12 protein-coding genes and 1 pseudogene are annotated in these 15,473 nt (G+C 74.1%); 8 read left to right on the top strand and 5 right to left on the bottom strand.

Going from position 1 to position 15,473, the window contains the following annotated elements; translation table 11 throughout:
* Positions 1-1,460, top strand: a 1,460-nt coding sequence (locus JFN87_RS10445; protein WP_209339670.1) for a tetratricopeptide repeat protein, incomplete at its 5' end; no start/stop codon positions are given.
* A gap of 128 nt (positions 1,461-1,588) precedes the next feature.
* Complete coding sequence (locus JFN87_RS10440; protein ID WP_209339669.1) at positions 1,589-3,130, top strand: phytoene desaturase family protein; 1,542 nt, start codon at positions 1,589-1,591, stop codon at positions 3,128-3,130.
* A 126-nt stretch (positions 3,131-3,256) separates the two neighbouring features.
* On the opposite strand, the gene JFN87_RS10435 is transcribed toward JFN87_RS10440, so the two are convergent.
* Entirely contained in the window at positions 3,257-5,059 is a 1,803-nt protein-coding gene (locus JFN87_RS10435) for a serine hydrolase domain-containing protein (RefSeq protein WP_209339668.1), read from the bottom strand.
* A gap of 187 nt (positions 5,060-5,246) precedes the next feature.
* Between JFN87_RS10435 and JFN87_RS10430 the strand changes: the two genes are divergently transcribed.
* The gene (locus JFN87_RS10430; protein WP_209339667.1) at positions 5,247-5,993 is read left to right on the top strand and encodes a phosphotransferase family protein; all 747 of its coding nucleotides are present in this window, start codon (positions 5,247-5,249) and stop codon (positions 5,991-5,993) included.
* 18 nt (positions 5,994-6,011) lie between these two features.
* Here JFN87_RS10430 and JFN87_RS10425 read toward each other — a convergent pair whose 3' ends face one another.
* A complete protein-coding gene (locus JFN87_RS10425; RefSeq protein WP_209339666.1) occupies positions 6,012-6,278 on the bottom strand; it encodes a helix-turn-helix transcriptional regulator in 267 nt (88 codons plus the stop codon).
* Between the two features lie 93 nt (positions 6,279-6,371).
* Here JFN87_RS10425 and map point away from each other — a divergent pair, with 93 nt between their 5' ends.
* Positions 6,372-7,139 carry a type I methionyl aminopeptidase gene (map, locus tag JFN87_RS10420; protein WP_209339676.1) on the top strand — a complete coding sequence of 256 codons (768 nt, stop codon included), beginning with the start codon at positions 6,372-6,374 and terminating at the stop codon, positions 7,137-7,139.
* Positions 7,140-7,235: 96 nt separating this feature from the next.
* A pseudogene (locus JFN87_RS10415) lies at positions 7,236-8,352 on the top strand (calcium:cation antiporter).
* On the opposite strand, the gene paaK reads toward JFN87_RS10415, so the two are convergent.
* Positions 8,342-9,634, bottom strand: coding sequence for a phenylacetate--CoA ligase PaaK (gene paaK / locus JFN87_RS10410; protein WP_209339665.1), 1,293 nt, complete (start codon positions 9,632-9,634; stop codon positions 8,342-8,344). The pseudogene JFN87_RS10415 and the gene paaK sit on opposite strands and share 11 nt — an antisense overlap.
* 108 nt (positions 9,635-9,742) lie before the next feature.
* Between paaK and JFN87_RS10405 the strand changes: the two genes are divergently transcribed.
* Together JFN87_RS10405 and JFN87_RS10400 are read left to right on the top strand one after the other, a co-directional pair.
* Positions 9,743-10,471, top strand: coding sequence for an alpha/beta fold hydrolase (locus JFN87_RS10405; RefSeq protein ID WP_209339664.1), 729 nt, complete (start codon positions 9,743-9,745; stop codon positions 10,469-10,471).
* 120 nt (positions 10,472-10,591) lie between these two features.
* Complete coding sequence (locus JFN87_RS10400; protein ID WP_030902223.1) at positions 10,592-11,092, top strand: glycosyltransferase family protein; 501 nt, start codon at positions 10,592-10,594, stop codon at positions 11,090-11,092.
* A gap of 52 nt (positions 11,093-11,144) precedes the next feature.
* On the opposite strand, the gene JFN87_RS10395 is transcribed toward JFN87_RS10400, so the two are convergent.
* Entirely contained in the window at positions 11,145-12,260 is a 1,116-nt protein-coding gene (locus JFN87_RS10395) for an aminoglycoside phosphotransferase family protein (RefSeq protein ID WP_209339663.1), read from the bottom strand.
* 230 nt (positions 12,261-12,490) lie between these two features.
* Here JFN87_RS10395 and JFN87_RS10390 point away from each other — a divergent pair, with 230 nt between their 5' ends.
* The gene (locus JFN87_RS10390) at positions 12,491-13,984 is read left to right on the top strand and encodes a DNA-binding protein NsdB (RefSeq protein WP_209339662.1); all 1,494 of its coding nucleotides are present in this window, start codon (positions 12,491-12,493) and stop codon (positions 13,982-13,984) included.
* Between the two features lie 25 nt (positions 13,985-14,009).
* Here JFN87_RS10390 and JFN87_RS10385 read toward each other — a convergent pair whose 3' ends face one another.
* On the bottom strand, positions 14,010-15,440 hold the full coding sequence (locus JFN87_RS10385) for a SpoIIE family protein phosphatase (RefSeq protein ID WP_209339661.1): 1,431 nt from the start codon (positions 15,438-15,440) through the stop codon (positions 14,010-14,012).
* Between the last annotated feature and the right edge of the window lie 33 nt (positions 15,441-15,473).

Below are 15,473 nucleotides of genomic sequence, written 5' to 3'. Positions count from 1 at the left end.
CGGCGGACGGCTGGACCGGCGAGCGCGCCTGGGTGACGCCGAGCCACGGAGCGCGCGGGCCGGCGCCCGCCCCCGAGCCGGCAAACGCCGAAGGAGGCCCGGCGCTGCCCGCCTGGACGCACGGCATGACCGCCGGCCGCCTCGCGACGGGCACGGCCGCCCCGCGCGGCCCGCGGCCCGGCCCGGTCGACGGCCTGACCGTGGCCTGGACGCACGCCGAAGGGACGCACGCCGAAGGGACGCGCGCCGCACCGAGCGGACCGCCGCAACCGGCCGCCACTCGGCGGACACCCGCGCAGCCCACCGCGGAACGCCTCGACGAACTCGCCGAACTCGCCGAACGGCACAGTGCCGCCCTGCGTCTCGGGCGCCTCGGCCGCTGGGACGAGGCCGGCGAGGCGCACCGCGCCCTCGCCGCGGAACGCGCACTCCTGCTCGGCCCCGACCACCAGGACACCCTCGGCAGCCGTCACGAAACCGCCTACGCCCTCACCAGGACCGGCAGGCACGCCGAGGCCCTCGCCGCCTTCGCGGAGGTCGCCGAGGGCAGGGAACGAGCCCTCGGCCCCGACCATCCCGAGACGCTCGCCGCCCGCCAGGAGACGGCACACGTCCTCGGCAGGCTCGGCCGTCACGCCGAGGCCCACGAGGTGTACGCGTCGCTGCTCGCCTCACGCGAGCGCACCCTGGGCCCCGACCACCCGGACACCCTCCGCTGCCGCCACAACCTGGCATTCAGCCTGAGCAGGCTCGGCAGGACCGAGGAGTCGCTCGCCATGGCCGAGCAGGTCGCCGCCGCCCGCGCGGAGAAGCTGGGCGAGAACCACCCCGACACGCTCGTCAGCCGGTACGAGGCCGCCTACGCCCTCGGCCGGCTCGGCCGCTGGCAGGAGGCGCTCGACCGCTACGGCGAGGTCGCCGCGGCCAGGACCCGCGTCCTCGGCGCCGATCACCGCGACACGCTCGCCGCCCGCTACGAGATCGGCATCTGCCTGGGCAGGCTCGGCCGCGCGGAGGACGCCCTCGAACAGTTCCGCGCACTGGCCGCCGACCGCACGCGCCTCGGCGGCCCGAACGACCAGGAGACGCTGCGCGCCCGCCACGGCTACGGTGTGAACCTCGGCCGGCTCGGCCGCTGGGACGAGGCGCTCGCCGAGGCGCGCGACGTCGCGGCGGTACGCGGCCGCGCCCTGGGCCCCGACCACTTCGACACGCTCGTCAGCCGCCGGGAGGTCGCCGTCGCGCTCGGCTGGCTCGGCCGCTGGGACGACGCGCTCGCCGAGTACCGGGAGGTCTGCGCCGCCCGCGCCCGCGTCCTGGGCGACGCGCATCCCGACACGCTCACCGCCCTGGGCGACGAGGCGCGCTGCCTGGAGCAGCTGGGCCGCACGGAGGAGGCGGGCAGGCTGCGCGCGAGCATCGGCGCCCTGCGCGCGGGACGCGGCTCGTCAACGGCCTGACCCGGCGCCACGCACGCGCACAGCGCGCCCACGCAACGCCCGCGGCACCACCTCCGCGGCGCCACCTCCACGGCACCGGATCGCCCGCGCCACCTTGGCCGCCGAAGATCCGCGTGTTACGAAGGGCCATGCCCGCACATGCCTCGTACGACGCAGTGATCGTGGGCGGCGGCCACAACGGACTGGTCGCCGCCGCCTATCTCGCCAGGGCGGGACGCTCCGTCCTCGTCCTCGAACGCCTCGGCGCCACCGGCGGCGCCGCCGTGTCCACCCGCCCGTTCCCCGGCGTGGACGCACGCCTGTCCCGCTACTCGTACCTCGTGTCGCTGCTGCCCGACAAGATCCGCACCGATCTGGGGCTGCGGTTCGAGGTGCGCCGCAGGCCCGTCTCGTCGTACACGCCCCTCGGCGACGGCGGGCTGCTCGTGGGGGAGGGCCGCACCCGCGCCTCGTTCGCCGAGCTGACCGGGAGCGACGCGGAGTACGTGGCGTGGCAGCGGTTCTACGGCGCCACCACGCGCGTGGCCGAGCGGGTCTTCCCCACGCTCACCGAGCCGCTGCCCACACGCGACGAGCTGCGCGAGCGCATCGACGACGAGGCCGCATGGCGCGCCCTGTTCGAGGAACCGATCGGCGTCGCGATCGAGGACCGCTTCCACCACGACCTGGTGCGGGGTGTGGTACTCACCGACGCCCTGATCGGCACGTTCGCGGACGCGCACGACCCCTCCCTGGTACAGAACCGCTGCTTCCTCTACCACGTCATCGGCGGCGGCACCGGAAGCTGGGACGTGCCCGTCGGCGGCATGGGCGCGCTGACCGACGCGCTGGCCGGCGCCGCGCGGGCGGCCGGCGCCGAGATCGCCACAGGGCACGAGGCGGTGCGCATCGACACCGACGGGAGCCGCGCCGAAGTGACCTACCGCGCCGGCGACCGCGAGTCGACGGTGGGGGCCGGACGCGTCCTCGTGAACGCTTCGCCGCGGACGCTCGCCGCCCTGCTGGGGGAGCAGGAGCCGAGCCCCGCGGAAGGTTCCCAGTTCAAGGTCAACATGGTGCTGACGAGGCTGCCGCGACTCAAGGACACGTCCGTCGATCCGCGGGAGGCGTTCGCCGGCACCCTGCACGTCGGCGAGGGATACGGCGAGCTGGCCGCCGCCTACCGCGACGCGGCCGACGGCCGGCTCCCCTCGGCTCCGCCCTCCGAGATCTACTGCCACACCCTGACGGACCCCTCGATCCTCGGCCCCGGCCTCGCGGGCAAGGGACACCACACCCTGACGCTGTTCGGGCTGCACACCCCCGCCCGGCTGTTCGCGGGCGGCGACGCGGCCAACGACGCCGCGCGCGAGCGGCTGCTCACCGCGACGCTGAGCCGCCTCGACGACGTGCTCGCCGAACCCATCGCCGGCTGCTTCGCCACGGACGCCGACGGCCGCCCCTGCGTGGAGGCCAAGACCCCGCTGGACCTGGAGCGTGAACTCGGCCTGCCGGGCGGGCACATCTTCCACGGCGACCTGTCCTTCCCGTACGGGACGTCCGAGACGGGCCGCTGGGGCGTGGAGACCGCGCACCCCGCCGTCCTGCTGTGCGGGGCGGGCGCCGTGCGCGGCGGGGGAGTGAGTGGTGTGCCGGGACACAACGCGGCGATGGCGGTACTCGGCAAGTGACCGGCGCGGCCGGTGGGCCGCCCGCGACGGGGACGCGGCCGACAGGGACGCGGCCGACAGGGACGCGGCCGGTGGCGCGCCCCCGTCGCGCGCCACCGGCCGCCGATCAGCGGGCCGCACGGGCCGTCAGGTGCGTGACCTGGTCCAGCCGTCCGCCGTGACACGGGACGCGTCCGCGCGACGCCTCTCGTCGAACAGGGCACGTCCGCCGTCGTCGACGCGTTGCCCGGCCACGTACACACCGCGCCCCACGTACAGCGGGTCGGTCCTGTACCGCCACCTCAGCCGCACCTGCTTGCCGCGCCAGGCGGTGAGGTCGGCGGAGAGCCGGTGCCACACGCGCCCCGACCACCCGGTGGCCGAGCCCGCGGTGTGCTCCTGCGCCGAGTCCGAGCCGACCGACGTCGTGAACGGGACAGGACTCCAGGTCGTGCCCGCGTCCGTGGACGCCTCCAGGTAGGCGAAGTCCGAACCCGGCTCGGTGTCCCACCACAGCGACGACTCGTAACGGGGACCGGACGAGGACAGCGTCAGGTCGGGCAGCGTCAGCGTGGCCGTCGACGCGCTCGCCATCCCCGAGAACCAGGCCGTGTGCCCGTCGGGCGGCGTGACGGCGACGGCACGCGCCATCCGGTCGCCCGTGGCCACGCGAGGCGCGCTGCCGGTGCGCCAGTTGCGCACCGGGTGCACGGAGTTGCCGAGGACGATCAGGAACGAGTCGCTCGTCGGGTCGATGACGATGCTGGTGCCCGTGAACCCGGTGTGGCCCGCCGTGCGCGGGGTGGCCATGGCACCCATGTACCAGTGCTGGTAGAGCTCCCAGCCGAGGCCGTGCTCGTCACCCGGGAACGCCGTGTTGAAGTTGGTGAACATCAGCTTCACGGAGTCGGGTCGCAGGATCCTCGCCCTGCCGTAGGCCCCGCCGTTGAGGAGGGTACGCGCGAGGATCGCGAGGTCCCAGGCGCACGAGAAGACCCCGGCGTGGCCCGCCACACCGTCGAAGGCGTACGCGTTCTCGTCGTGTACCTCGCCCCAGACGAGGCCGCGGGTGAGCGCCGACCACGGCGGCCGCTCGTCCTCGGTCGCGGCGATCCTCGGCTTCCAGGAGGCGGGCGGGTTGTAGCGGGTGCGGGTCATGCCGAGGGGCGCCGTGATCCGCGTGCGCACCAGCTCGTCCAGCGGCCTGCCGGTGATCTTCTCCAGCACCAGCTGCAGCGAGATCATGTTGAGGTCCGAGTAGAGGTACACCGTGCCGGGCGGATTGACGGGTGCCTCGTTCCACAGCAACCGCAGCCTCGCGGCCCGGTCGGGCTCGTCGTAGAACGGCAGGTCGGCCTGGAGCCCCGAGGTGTGCGTGAGCAGCATCCTGAGGGTGATGTCCTGCTTGCCGCCGCCCGCGTACTCGGGGAGGTAGTGCGCGACGGCCGACTCGATGTCGAGGCGGCCGCGCTCGACCTCCTGGACCGCGAGGAGCGAGGTGAACAGCTTGGACAGCGACGCCAGGTCGTAGACGGTGTCACGGGCCGCGTCGATCTGCTGCTCCGGCGGGAACTCGATGCCGGTGTCGGTCTTGTCGTCGTAGCCGCTGTAGCGCACGGCCTTGCCGATGGGGTGGTGCAGCGCGACCGTGCCGCCGCGCCCGGCGAGCAGCACCGCCCCCGCGTAGTAGGGGTGGGTGGGGGAGGGGCCGAGGTAGCGTTCCGCTGCCGTGACCAGCTCGTCGAGTTGGTCGCCGAGCAGGCCGGCCGCGCGTGCGGAACCGTGCCGCAGCGTGGTGGTGCGCTGCCGCCCGTGCCCGGCGGGCGCGGCGGCCGCCGTACCGGCGAATGGCAACGGGCCGACGGCGAGCGCGCCGCCCAACGCCAGCGCGGCGCCCGCGAACTGGCGCCGGCTCACCGATCTGCCCGCGATGACATGGTCCTCCGACATCCAAGCCCTCCCTGAAAGTATCTTTCGGGACTGCGCAAACAGCTGAAACTTTCTTGCGGCAGGGCGCGCCTGTCAACCCTCGCACCGCGAGTCCCGCGAGTTCGCTCCGTGGCGGACGCGGCCTGAGGTGCCGTCACGCGCGGAAAACCGGTGGCGGCGGCGCCCACTGCCCGGATACTGGTCACTCATGGATGAGGTGGAAGTCGTCGTCGCCCATTCCGAGCGGGCGACCCTGCGCGTCGGCGACGTCTTCCTGAAGGTGGACGCCGATCGCGCGCGCGTCGACGTCGAGGTACGTGCGATGGCCCTGGCGCCGGTCCCGACCCCGAAGGTGCTGTGGCGCGAACCTCCCGTGCTCGCGATCGCGGCGGTCCCCGGGACTGCGCTCGGCCGCCTCGGCGAGCCGTCGACCTCTTCCCCCGCGGCGTGGGCCGCGGCCGGCGCCGCCATCCGCAAGCTGCACGACGCGCCGCTGCCGCCCTGGCGCGGCCGGCGCCGGCGGGATCCGGCCGAGCTGGCGGCGGAACTCGACGGCGAGTGCGAGGCGCTCGTCAGGAACGGCGTCCTGCCCGCCGGCCTGGTCACCCGCAACCGCCGGGTCGCCGAGGCCGCGCTCCGGCCGTGGACCGAGGTGTTCACTCACGGCGACCTGCAGAGCGATCACGTGTTCGTCGCGCACGACAGGGTCACCGGCATCATCGACTGGTCGGAGGCGGGCCGGGGCGACGCCCTGTTCGACCTCGCCACCCTGACGCTCGGGCACGAGGAGCACCTGGGCGACGTCGCCGCAGGCTACGGCACCGGCGTCGACCTCGACGTGATCCGCGCGTGGTGGTCGTTGCGCAGCCTGCTGGGGGTTCGCTGGCTGGTCGAGCACGGCTTCGACCCGTTCGCGCCCGGCTGTGAGGTCGACGTGCTGAAGTCACGGATGTGAGGGCCGGGGAGAGGCGGCCTAGGAGGCCTTGCTCAGGGCGGGGTCCGTGCGCCAGACGCCGGCCAGCTCGGACAGCGGTACGCCGAGTACCTCGCTGAGCCGGACGATGGTGCCGAACGCGGGCGTGGGCAGCCTGCCGGTCTCGATCTTGCGCAGGGTCTCAGGCGAGATCTCCGCGGCCAGGGCGACCTCGGCGGGGCTGCGTCCGGCCCGGGCGGAGCGCAGTGCCGCCCCGAGGCGCCGGCCCGCCTCGATCTGTTCTGGGGCGAGCGGGTGGCGAACCATGCGCACATGGTAGAGCCGCCCGATTTCGGCGGCAACCACCTTGCCTCTGGTATAAATATACCTCTCTGGCGCTCCGGGAAGTCGAGGATCACGGTGATCGAGCACAAGTCCCCCAAGGACATCCAACGCATGCACGTCACCGGACGGTTCGTCGGCGAGGTGCTGGCCGAGCTGGGCGGCCTCGCCGCGGTGGGCGTCGACCTCATGGATCTCGAGCACCACGCCCGCCGCCGGATCAAGGAGCGCGGCGCGGAGTCCTGCTACTGGGACTACGCCCCCTCGTTCGGCAGGGGCCCGTTCCGCAACGTGGTGTGCCTCTCGGTCAACGACGCCGTGCTGCACGGCCTGCCGCACGGCTACAAGCTGCGCGACGGGGACCTGCTGTCCATGGACATGGCCGTGACCATCGACGGCTGGGCCGCGGACTCGGCCCACTCCGTCGTCGTCGGCACCCCGGCCCGCGAGGACCTGCGGCTCATCGAGGCCACCGAGGTCGCGCTGGAAGCCGCGATCGAGGTCGCCCTGCCGGGCAACAGGCTCGGGGACATCTCGTCGGCCATCGGCGCGGTCGCCGCCGAGTACGGCTACCCGGTCAACCTGGAGTTCGGCGGCCACGGCATCGGCCGCACGATGCACGAGGACCTGCACATCCCCAACGACGGACGTCCGGGCCGCGGCTGGAAGCTGCGCCCCGGGCTGACCATCGCGATCGAGCCCTGGTTCGCCGCCGGGACGGACAAGATCGTCTTCGACCCGGACGGCTGGACGATCCGCTCGGCCGACGGTTCGCGCACCGCTCACTCCGAGCACACGGTCGCCATCACCGAGACCGGCCCGCTCGTGCTCACCCGGCGCCCGTAGGGCCGCCAGGACGGGCCTCGGCCCCGCGCGCCGCCGCGCGTGCGTCCCGCCGCTGCCGACGGGCGCGAGAGGCCGGGCTCTGGCAGCGTGTCGACCATGACGACGCGTTCCGTGCTGCGCTCCCTGCTGTCCCGGTGGACCGTCGCCGTGCCGCTCGTCGCCGTGGTCGCACTCGTCCTGAGCTGGGGCAGGAAGGGCATCCCGGGGTTCGCCGTCGCGCTGATCGCGCTCTGCCTCGCGGGCGCGGTCCTCGCGGCCGTCCACCACGCCGAGGTGGTGGCGCACCGCGTGGGGGAGCCGTTCGGGTCACTCGTCCTGGCCGTGGCCGTCACCCTCATCGAGGTGGCCCTCATCGTCACCCTGATGATCGACGGCGGCTCGGACAGCCACTCGCTCGCCCGCGACACCGTCTTCGCCGCCGTCATGATCACCTGCAACGGCATCGCCGGCGCCTGCCTCCTGCTCGGCGCCCTGCGCCGGCGGGTCGCCGTGTTCAGCGCGGAGGGAGCGAGCGCGGCACTGGCGACCGTCGGCACACTCGCCACGCTCGGACTCGTCCTGCCCACGTTCACCACCAGCACCCCGGGACCGCGCTACTCCGGCACGCAGCTGGCGTTCGCCGCCCTTCACGTCGCTCGCCCTGTACGGGCTGTTCGTCACCGTGCAGACCGTGCGCCACCGCGAGTACTTCCTGCCGGTGACCGACGAGGGCAGGCCCGACGAGAGCGCGGGCGACGAGCACGGCGCGCCCCCCACGGGACGCGCCGCGCTGGTGAGCCTCGGCCTGCTGCTCGTGGCGCTCGTGGCCGTCGTCGGCGACGCCAAGGCCGTGTCGCCGACCATCGAGTCGGGCGTGTCCTCGGCTGGGCTGCCGCAGGCGGTCGTCGGCGTGGTCATCGCGCTGCTCGTCCTGCTGCCCGAGACGCTGGCGGCCGTGCGGGCCGCACGCCGCGACCACGTCCAGACCAGCCTGAACCTCGCGTACGGCTCCGCCATCGCCAGCATCGGGCTGACGATCCCGGCCATCGCGCTCGCCACCGTGTGGATCAAGGGCCCGCTCGTGCTCGGGCTCGACCCCACCCACATAGTGCTGCTGGCGCTGACTCTGGTGGTGGGCGCCCTCACCGTGCTGCCCGGCCGCGCCACCATGCTCCAGGGCGGCGTGCACCTCGTGCTCTGCGCGGCGTTCGTCTTCCTCGCGGTCAGCCCGTAACCTCACGCAGGTCCACGATGCGCCGGATCTTGCCCACGGAACGCTCCAGCGTCTCCGGGTCCACCACCTCCACCGCGACCGAGACCCCTACGCCGTCCTTGACGGCCGCCGCGATCATGATCGCCGCCTCCGCCCGCTGCTCAGGCGTGGCGCCCGCCCGGGCCTCGGCCCGTACCGTCAGCGCGTCCAGCCTGCCCTCGCGCGTCAGCCGCAACTGGAAGTGCGGGGCGACGGCCGGCGTACGCAGGACGATCTCCTCGATCTGGGTGGGGAAGAGGTTCACCCCGCGCAGGATGACCATGTCGTCCGAGCGGCCCGTCACCTTCGCCATGCGGCGGAACACCCGCGCGTCCCCCGGCAGCAGACGGGTGAGGTCACGCGTCCGGTAACGCACGACCGGCATGGCCTCACGCGTCAGCGACGTGAGGACGAGCTCGCCCTCCTCGCCCTCGGGCAGCACCTCCCCGGTGAACGGGTCGACGACCTCCGGGTAGAAGTGGTCCTCCCAGACGGTCAGCGCCCCCTTGGCCTCCACGCACTCCTGCGCCACCCCCGGGCCCATCACCTCGCTGAGGCCGTAGATGTCCACGGCGTCGATCCCGCACCGCTCCTCGATCTCCCGCCGCATCGCCTCCGTCCACGGCTCGGCACCGAAGATGCCCACCTTCAGGGACGTGGACCGCGGGTCGACGCCCTGCCGCTCGAACTCGTCGAGGAGCGTCAGCATGTAGGAGGGCGTCACCATGATGACCTCGGGACGGAAGTCCGTGATCAGCCGCACCTGCCTGGCCGTCATGCCGCCGGACGCGGGGATGACCGTGCAGCCCAGCCGCTCGGCGCCGTAGTGTGCGCCGAGGCCGCCCGTGAACAGGCCGTACCCGTACGCCACGTGCACCTTGTGCCCGGGCCTGCCGCCCGCGGCGCGGATCGAGCGCGCCATCACGTCGGCCCAGGTGTCCAGGTCACGCGCGGTGTACCCGACGACCGTCGGCAGGCCCGTCGTCCCGCTGGACGCGTGGATGCGGCGCACCCGGGACTCCTCGACGGCGAACATGCCGAACGGGTAGTTGTCCCTGAGGTCGGCCTTCGCGGTGAACGGGAAGCGCGCCAGATCGGCCAGGCTCTCGCAGTCCTCGGGACGCAGGCCCGCCGCGTCGAAAGCGCGGCGGTAGAAGCCGACGTTGTCGTAGGCGTGCCGCAGGGTCGCACGCAACCGCTCCAGCTGGAGCGCTTCGAGCTCCACGCGGGTCAGCCGCTCCCCGGAGTCGAGCAGAGGTGCCATCCGACGCTCCCTTCCGTCGACCGATCATTCGGTTGAGCGGCCGTGGGACACGTTATCCAGCCACTGCGGCGCCCCGTCAACACTTCGGCGGGGTGCGAGCATCGCACCATGACGCCTGAAGCCATCCACGCCACGGACCCGCCGGGCGCCCCGGCGCCCCTGACCGTACGGGCGAACGGGCTGCGCCTCGCCTACCGGGTCTGGGGCGCCGAGCACGACGCCCCGCCGGTTGTCCTCGTGCACGGCCGCACCGCCGACAGCCTCGACTGGACCACCGTCGCGGCCGCCCTCGCGCACCGCCGTCGCGTCCTCGCACTCGACCTCAGCGGCCACGGCCGCAGCGACTGGCCCGGCCGGTACTCGCTGCCCGGCTTCCGCGACGACCTCGGCGGCTTCCTCGCCGCGCTCGACCTCACCGGCGCCGACATCGTCGCCCACTCGATGGGCGGGTTCGCCGCCACCCTGCTGGCCCAGGACGCGCCGGGCCTCGTCGGCCGCCTCGTGCTGGAGGAGAGCCCGCCGCTGCTGCCGCTGGACCCGCCGCGCCCGCCCGCGGAGCATCCGCCGGGACCGCTCGGGTTCGACTGGGCCGTCGTGCCCGCCGTGGACGATGCGCTGAACGCGCCCGACCCCGCCTGGTACGAAGGGCTCGCACGCATCGCGGCGCCTACACTCGTCGTCGCCGGCGGCCCGTCGAGCCCGTTCCCGCAGCAGGGCTACGCCCGGCAGGCCGAGCGCGTCCCGGGCGCCCGGCTCGTCACCATCGACGCCGGCCACCTCGTGCACGGGCGGAAACCACACGCATTCCTCGACGCGCTCGCCGCGTTCGGCATCTGAACGCGGCCCGACGCACCCCCCGCGGCCGGGCGTTCCCCGGCCCGCCGAGGTGGGTCCTTACGCGCCCGGCGACGGCCGCCCCGGCTCCTGCGGAGGCCGCGGGACCCGTACGATGGGGAGATGTCCTTCCTCCGCCGCCGCAGCGCAGCCACGCCCGCCGGCCCCGACTTCGACGTCCTGGCCATGGACCCCGGCGACTGGCCCGGCAACCTCGGCGCCGGGCTGCTCCCCGCGCCGGACGGGACCTGCCAGGGCGTGTTCCTGAGGTACGACCTCTTCGGCGGCCGCGGCCCCGCGATGATCATCGGGAACCTGCCCGAGGGGTCCCCGGCGCGCGAGCTCTCCGAGGGCCAGGTCCCCTTCGAGGTCGCCCAGCTGCTGCTCGCGCTGGAGAACGACGAGCCGGTGGAGGTCGTGGGCGCGGAGGACTCCCCGGTGATGCAGGGGGACAACCTGCTGATCGTGCGCCGCCTCAAGCTGTCCGAGGACCGCGTCTCCTGCGTGCAGTTCGACCGCAGCGACAACGTCCTCGTCACCATCGCGAGCTGGGACCGCCCGATCACGGACGACCTCTACGCGCTGCTCAAGCCGCTCCCCGCCGAACTGTTCCAGCAGGGCTGACCTCCCCCGTCCAGTCCGTCGGCGCAGGCGTCCGCCCGGCGGTACCGCACGGTCACCTGGTGCCGACCGCGGCCCGCACGGCGCGCCGCGCCAGCGCGCAGTCGTCGTGCAGCCGCCGCAGCAGCAGCCGCTGCTCCTCGCCCGGCGCGAGGCCGCTCTGCGTCTGCGCCACCTGACCGCCCACCGGGGGAGCCTCACGCAGCGTGCGCTGCACGGCCGTCTCGTACATCCTGATCTCGCGCGTCAGCACCAGCATCAGGTTGACGAGGAAGGCGTCGCGTGCGGCAGGCCCGCCCGACTGCGCCAGCTTGCTGACCTCGCGGCGCCCGGCGGGATCGTCGCCGAGGACCGCCCACAGCGTCGCCAGGTCGTAGCCAGGCAGGTACCAGCCCGCGTGCTCCCAGTCGACCAGCACCGGGCCGGTCGGGGCGATCAGCACGTTGGACAGCAGTGCGTCGCCGTGGCAGAACTGGCGGGCGCCGTGCCGCTGGGCCGCGATGCCGTGCAGCAGCTTCTGCAGGTCGCCGAGGTCGCGGTCGGTGAAGAGGCCCAGCTCGTGGTAGCGCGAGATCCGCGACGCGTAGTCGAGCGGTGCCTCGAACCGCCCGGCGGGCGGCTGCCACGCGTTGAGCCCGGCGATCGCGCCGAGCACCGCACGGACGTCCGTGCGCGGCGGTGCCTGCAGCGGGTGGCGGGAGAGCGCGGCCGGCCGGCCGGGGATCCGTTCCAGGACGAGCGCGCCGCCCGCAGGGTCGGCCGCCACCAGGCGCGGGACGCGCACCGGCGGGCGGTTCCTGACGAACGCGCGGTACGACGCTATTTCGTGCCTGAACCGCTCGACCCACACCGGGGACTGGTCGAGCAGGCACTTGGCCACCACCGTGGCACGGCCGGCCGACCCGACGAGCAGCACGGAGCGGCCGCTGCGGCGCAGTACCTGCGCCGGATGGAAGTCGGGGCAGATGCGGTGGACCGACGCGACCGCCGTCCGCAGCTGGGCACCCTGCGGGCCCGACAGGTCCAGCCTGCCGCTGACCTGGGGGGTGCCCGCGCCTGCCTGGCGCCGTGCCCGGCCTGCCTGACCAGGGGCGGCGTACGGTCCGCCTCCGGCGATGACCGAGCGCTGCGGTCCGGACGGGGCGGACACGGAGGACGATGCTGTGTACATGGGGGGACAGATCCCTTCGTGTGCCGACGAGTTGCGTGCGCCGCCACCCCGGTGTCCCTCCGCACCCTGGGGAGTACGGCCGGCCGCCGGGGCGGGATGGCGCACTCCTACCCGACACCCGGCCACGGGTGGCACACCATCTGGCGGACCCTGGCGAACCCTGGCGAATAGTCGCGACGCACCTGCCAGGGGGCTACTGTCAAGTCAGCCGAGAACCTGGGGGCTTGATTGTGAGTGGAGAACCCAACACCCGCCTGTCCGACCTGTTCGGCCTGGCCGGCTGGTCGAAGGGCGAGCTCGCGAGGCTGGTGAACAGGCAGGCGGCGGCCATGGGCCACCCCCAACTGTCCACCGACACCTCGCGGGTGCGGCGGTGGATCGACATGGGGGAGACCCCGAGGGATCCCGTGCCGCGGGTGCTCGCGGCTCTGTTCACCGAGCGGCTCGGTCGTGTCGTGACCATCGAGGACCTCGGGTTCGTACGCACGGGGCGCGCGAGGAAACGGCGGGACGCCGGGACGACGGAAGACAACCCCGGCGCGCTGCCCTGGGCGCCCGAGCAGACGGCTGCGGTCCTCACCGAATTCACGGGAATGGACCTCATGCTCAACCGACGCGGCTTGGTGGGCGCGGGTGCCGCGCTCACCGCAGGCTCCGCACTCAGCAGCGCCATGCACGACTGGCTGCACGCCGACCCCGTACTCAGCGCGGACGCCCCCGCGACCGCCGAGCCGCTACGGGCCGACCAGGCAGGCTTCGACCGCTACGAGGCGGCCCCCGTCGGGTCGCAGGAGATCGACGCGCTGGAGCGCTCCGTCGAGGTGTTCCGCGCCTGGGACGCCGCCAGAGGCGGCGGACTCCAGCGCAAGGCCGTGGTGGGCCAGCTGAACGAGGTGGGCGGCATGCTCGCCTACCGCCACCCCGACTCCATCCAGCGCCGCCTGTGGGGCGTCGCCGCCAACCTCGCGGTACTCGCCGGGTGGATGTCGCACGACGTGGGCCTCGAACCCACCGCGCAGAAGTACTTCGTCATCGCCACCCACGCGGCGCGCGAGGGTGGCGACCGCCCCAGGGCCGGCGAGGCACTGTCCAGGGCCGCCCGCCAGATGGTCCACCTCGGCCGCCCCGACGACGCGCTCGACCTGATGAAGCTCGCCTCCTCGGGCTCAGGCGAACAGGCCCTGCCCAGGACGCGCGCGATGCTGCGCACCATCGAGGCCTGGGCCGAGGCGGCCATGGGCGACGGCAAGGCGATGCGGCGCACGCTCGGCGAGGCCGAGGAACTGTTCGTCTCCGACCGCGACGGCGACGAGCCGCCGAGCTGGATGGAGTTGTTCGACGAGGCCGACCTGCACGGCATGGAGGCCCTGGCGTACCGCACGCTCGCCGACCACGACCCCGCGGCGGCGGGCACGGCGAGGAAGCACGCGAAGAAGGCGCTCGACCTGCGCGCGCAGGGCCGCAAGAGGTCCACGATCTTCGACTACCTGTCGATGGCGTCGGCCTGCTTCATCTCCGACGATCCCGAGGAGGCCGACCGGTACGCGCGCCTGGCGCTGGTGTCGATGGGAGAGACCTCGTCGCACCGCACCTGGGACCGGCTGCGCGAGATGTACCGCCTCACCGGCAGGTACGCGGGCACGGCCGAGGTCGACGACCTGCGCGACGACATGGCGCAGGCCCTCTCGAAGGCACCGTCGCGCCCCCGCGGCGTGCGCGCGTAGCGGCGTCGGCCGCGGGCGGGGCCGCCTACGCCACCCTGGCCACCAGGAGGCAGGCGTCGTCCGTGCGCGGCGTGCCGTCGAACGCGGCGGCGACGACGGCCGCGCACTCCCGCGCGGACGACGCGGCCGTGAGGCGTGCGGCGAGCGCACGCAGGCGTGCGGGGGTGTCGGTGGCGAGCGCCCGCGTGTGCAGCACCAGCACGTCCCCCGGCAGCAGCCGGCTCCGGGACTGCCCGCAGGGAGCGCCGGGGCCCGCGCCGGGCGCTGCGCCGTCCGGCCGCGCCAGGGCACGCGCCGTGGAGTCCCGGACGAGCAGTGGCACGGGACCGCCGGTCCCCGCCCAGGTGAACGTCCTGGCCGGCGGGTGGTAGCGGGAGCACACCACGCTGCCGAGCGTCGGCTGGTCCCGGGCGTCGCCGAGATGGCCCAGATGCCCGAGGAGCGCTCCCGGCTCGACCCCCGCCACGGCCATGCCGCGCAGCGCGCCGCGAACCATCGCGAGGGACGAGGCGCCCGCGGCGCCGTACCCGATGAGGTCGCCGACGGCGAGCAGCGTGTCGCCGTCGGGGAGTGCGAACACGTCGTGCCAGTCGCCGCCGAGCAGCGGGCCGCCCCCGCCCTGCGGGCAGTACGCGGCGACATCGAGTGCCGCGTGTGCCGCGTGTGCCGCGTACCCCCGGTGGAGCGACCGCGCGGGCGTGCCGAGCGCGGGCCGCTCCACCACCGCGGACCGGTGGGTGTCCCCGGGGCCGGGCGCTCCGCGGTCGTGGGTGACCGAGTCGCGGTCCCTGACGACCGAGTCGCGGGTTGCCCTGACCGCTCGTTCGCCGCGGCGCAGGTCGCTGACGTCGCGTACGACGGCCCACATGGACGCCGTGCACCCCGACCCGTCGAGTACGGGCTCCCCCATCATGTGCACCGTGCGCACCTGGCCGTCCCCGTGGACCACGCGGAACTCGCCGTCGATCGGGCTGCCGTCGATCAGGCACCCCGTCACCATCGCGGTGAGCAGCGCCCGGTCCTCCGCGAACACCAGCGACGGCAACTCGTCCAGAGACAGCGGGCCGCTGGAGCGCGGCCGGTCGAGTATGCCGAACAGCTCGTCGGACCAGCTGACCTCGTCGGTGGTCAGGTCCCACTCGGCGCTGCCGACCCGGCCGGTCAGCGCCCCCGACGTGGTCGCGCCCGCGTCGGCGGCCGGCCCGTCACCCGCGCCGCCGCCGGGGCGCCCGGCCCTGAGCTGGTCCAAGTGCGCCCCGAGATCGTCCAGTTGGTGCACCGCGAGATCGCACAGGGCGCGCTGCCAGCGCCAGAGCGCGTCGTCCTCGTCCGGCGCCGTGTCCTGGCGCACCGCGTCGACCTCGCCGCGCAGCCGGCGCGTCTGCGTGATGAGGGCGTCCACCGTGTCCCGGCCCGGCGGTGGGGCGGAGTGGTCCGCGAAGAGGGGGGACGGCATCTCGTTCTCCGATACGGGCGCGGTCGTGCGCCT

The organism is Streptomyces montanisoli (assembly GCF_017813245.1).
Lineage (GTDB): Bacteria > Actinomycetota > Actinomycetes > Streptomycetales > Streptomycetaceae > Streptomyces > Streptomyces montanisoli.
Note: the sequence above shows the minus strand (reverse complement) of the source record. Positions and strands in the feature narration are given on the sequence as shown.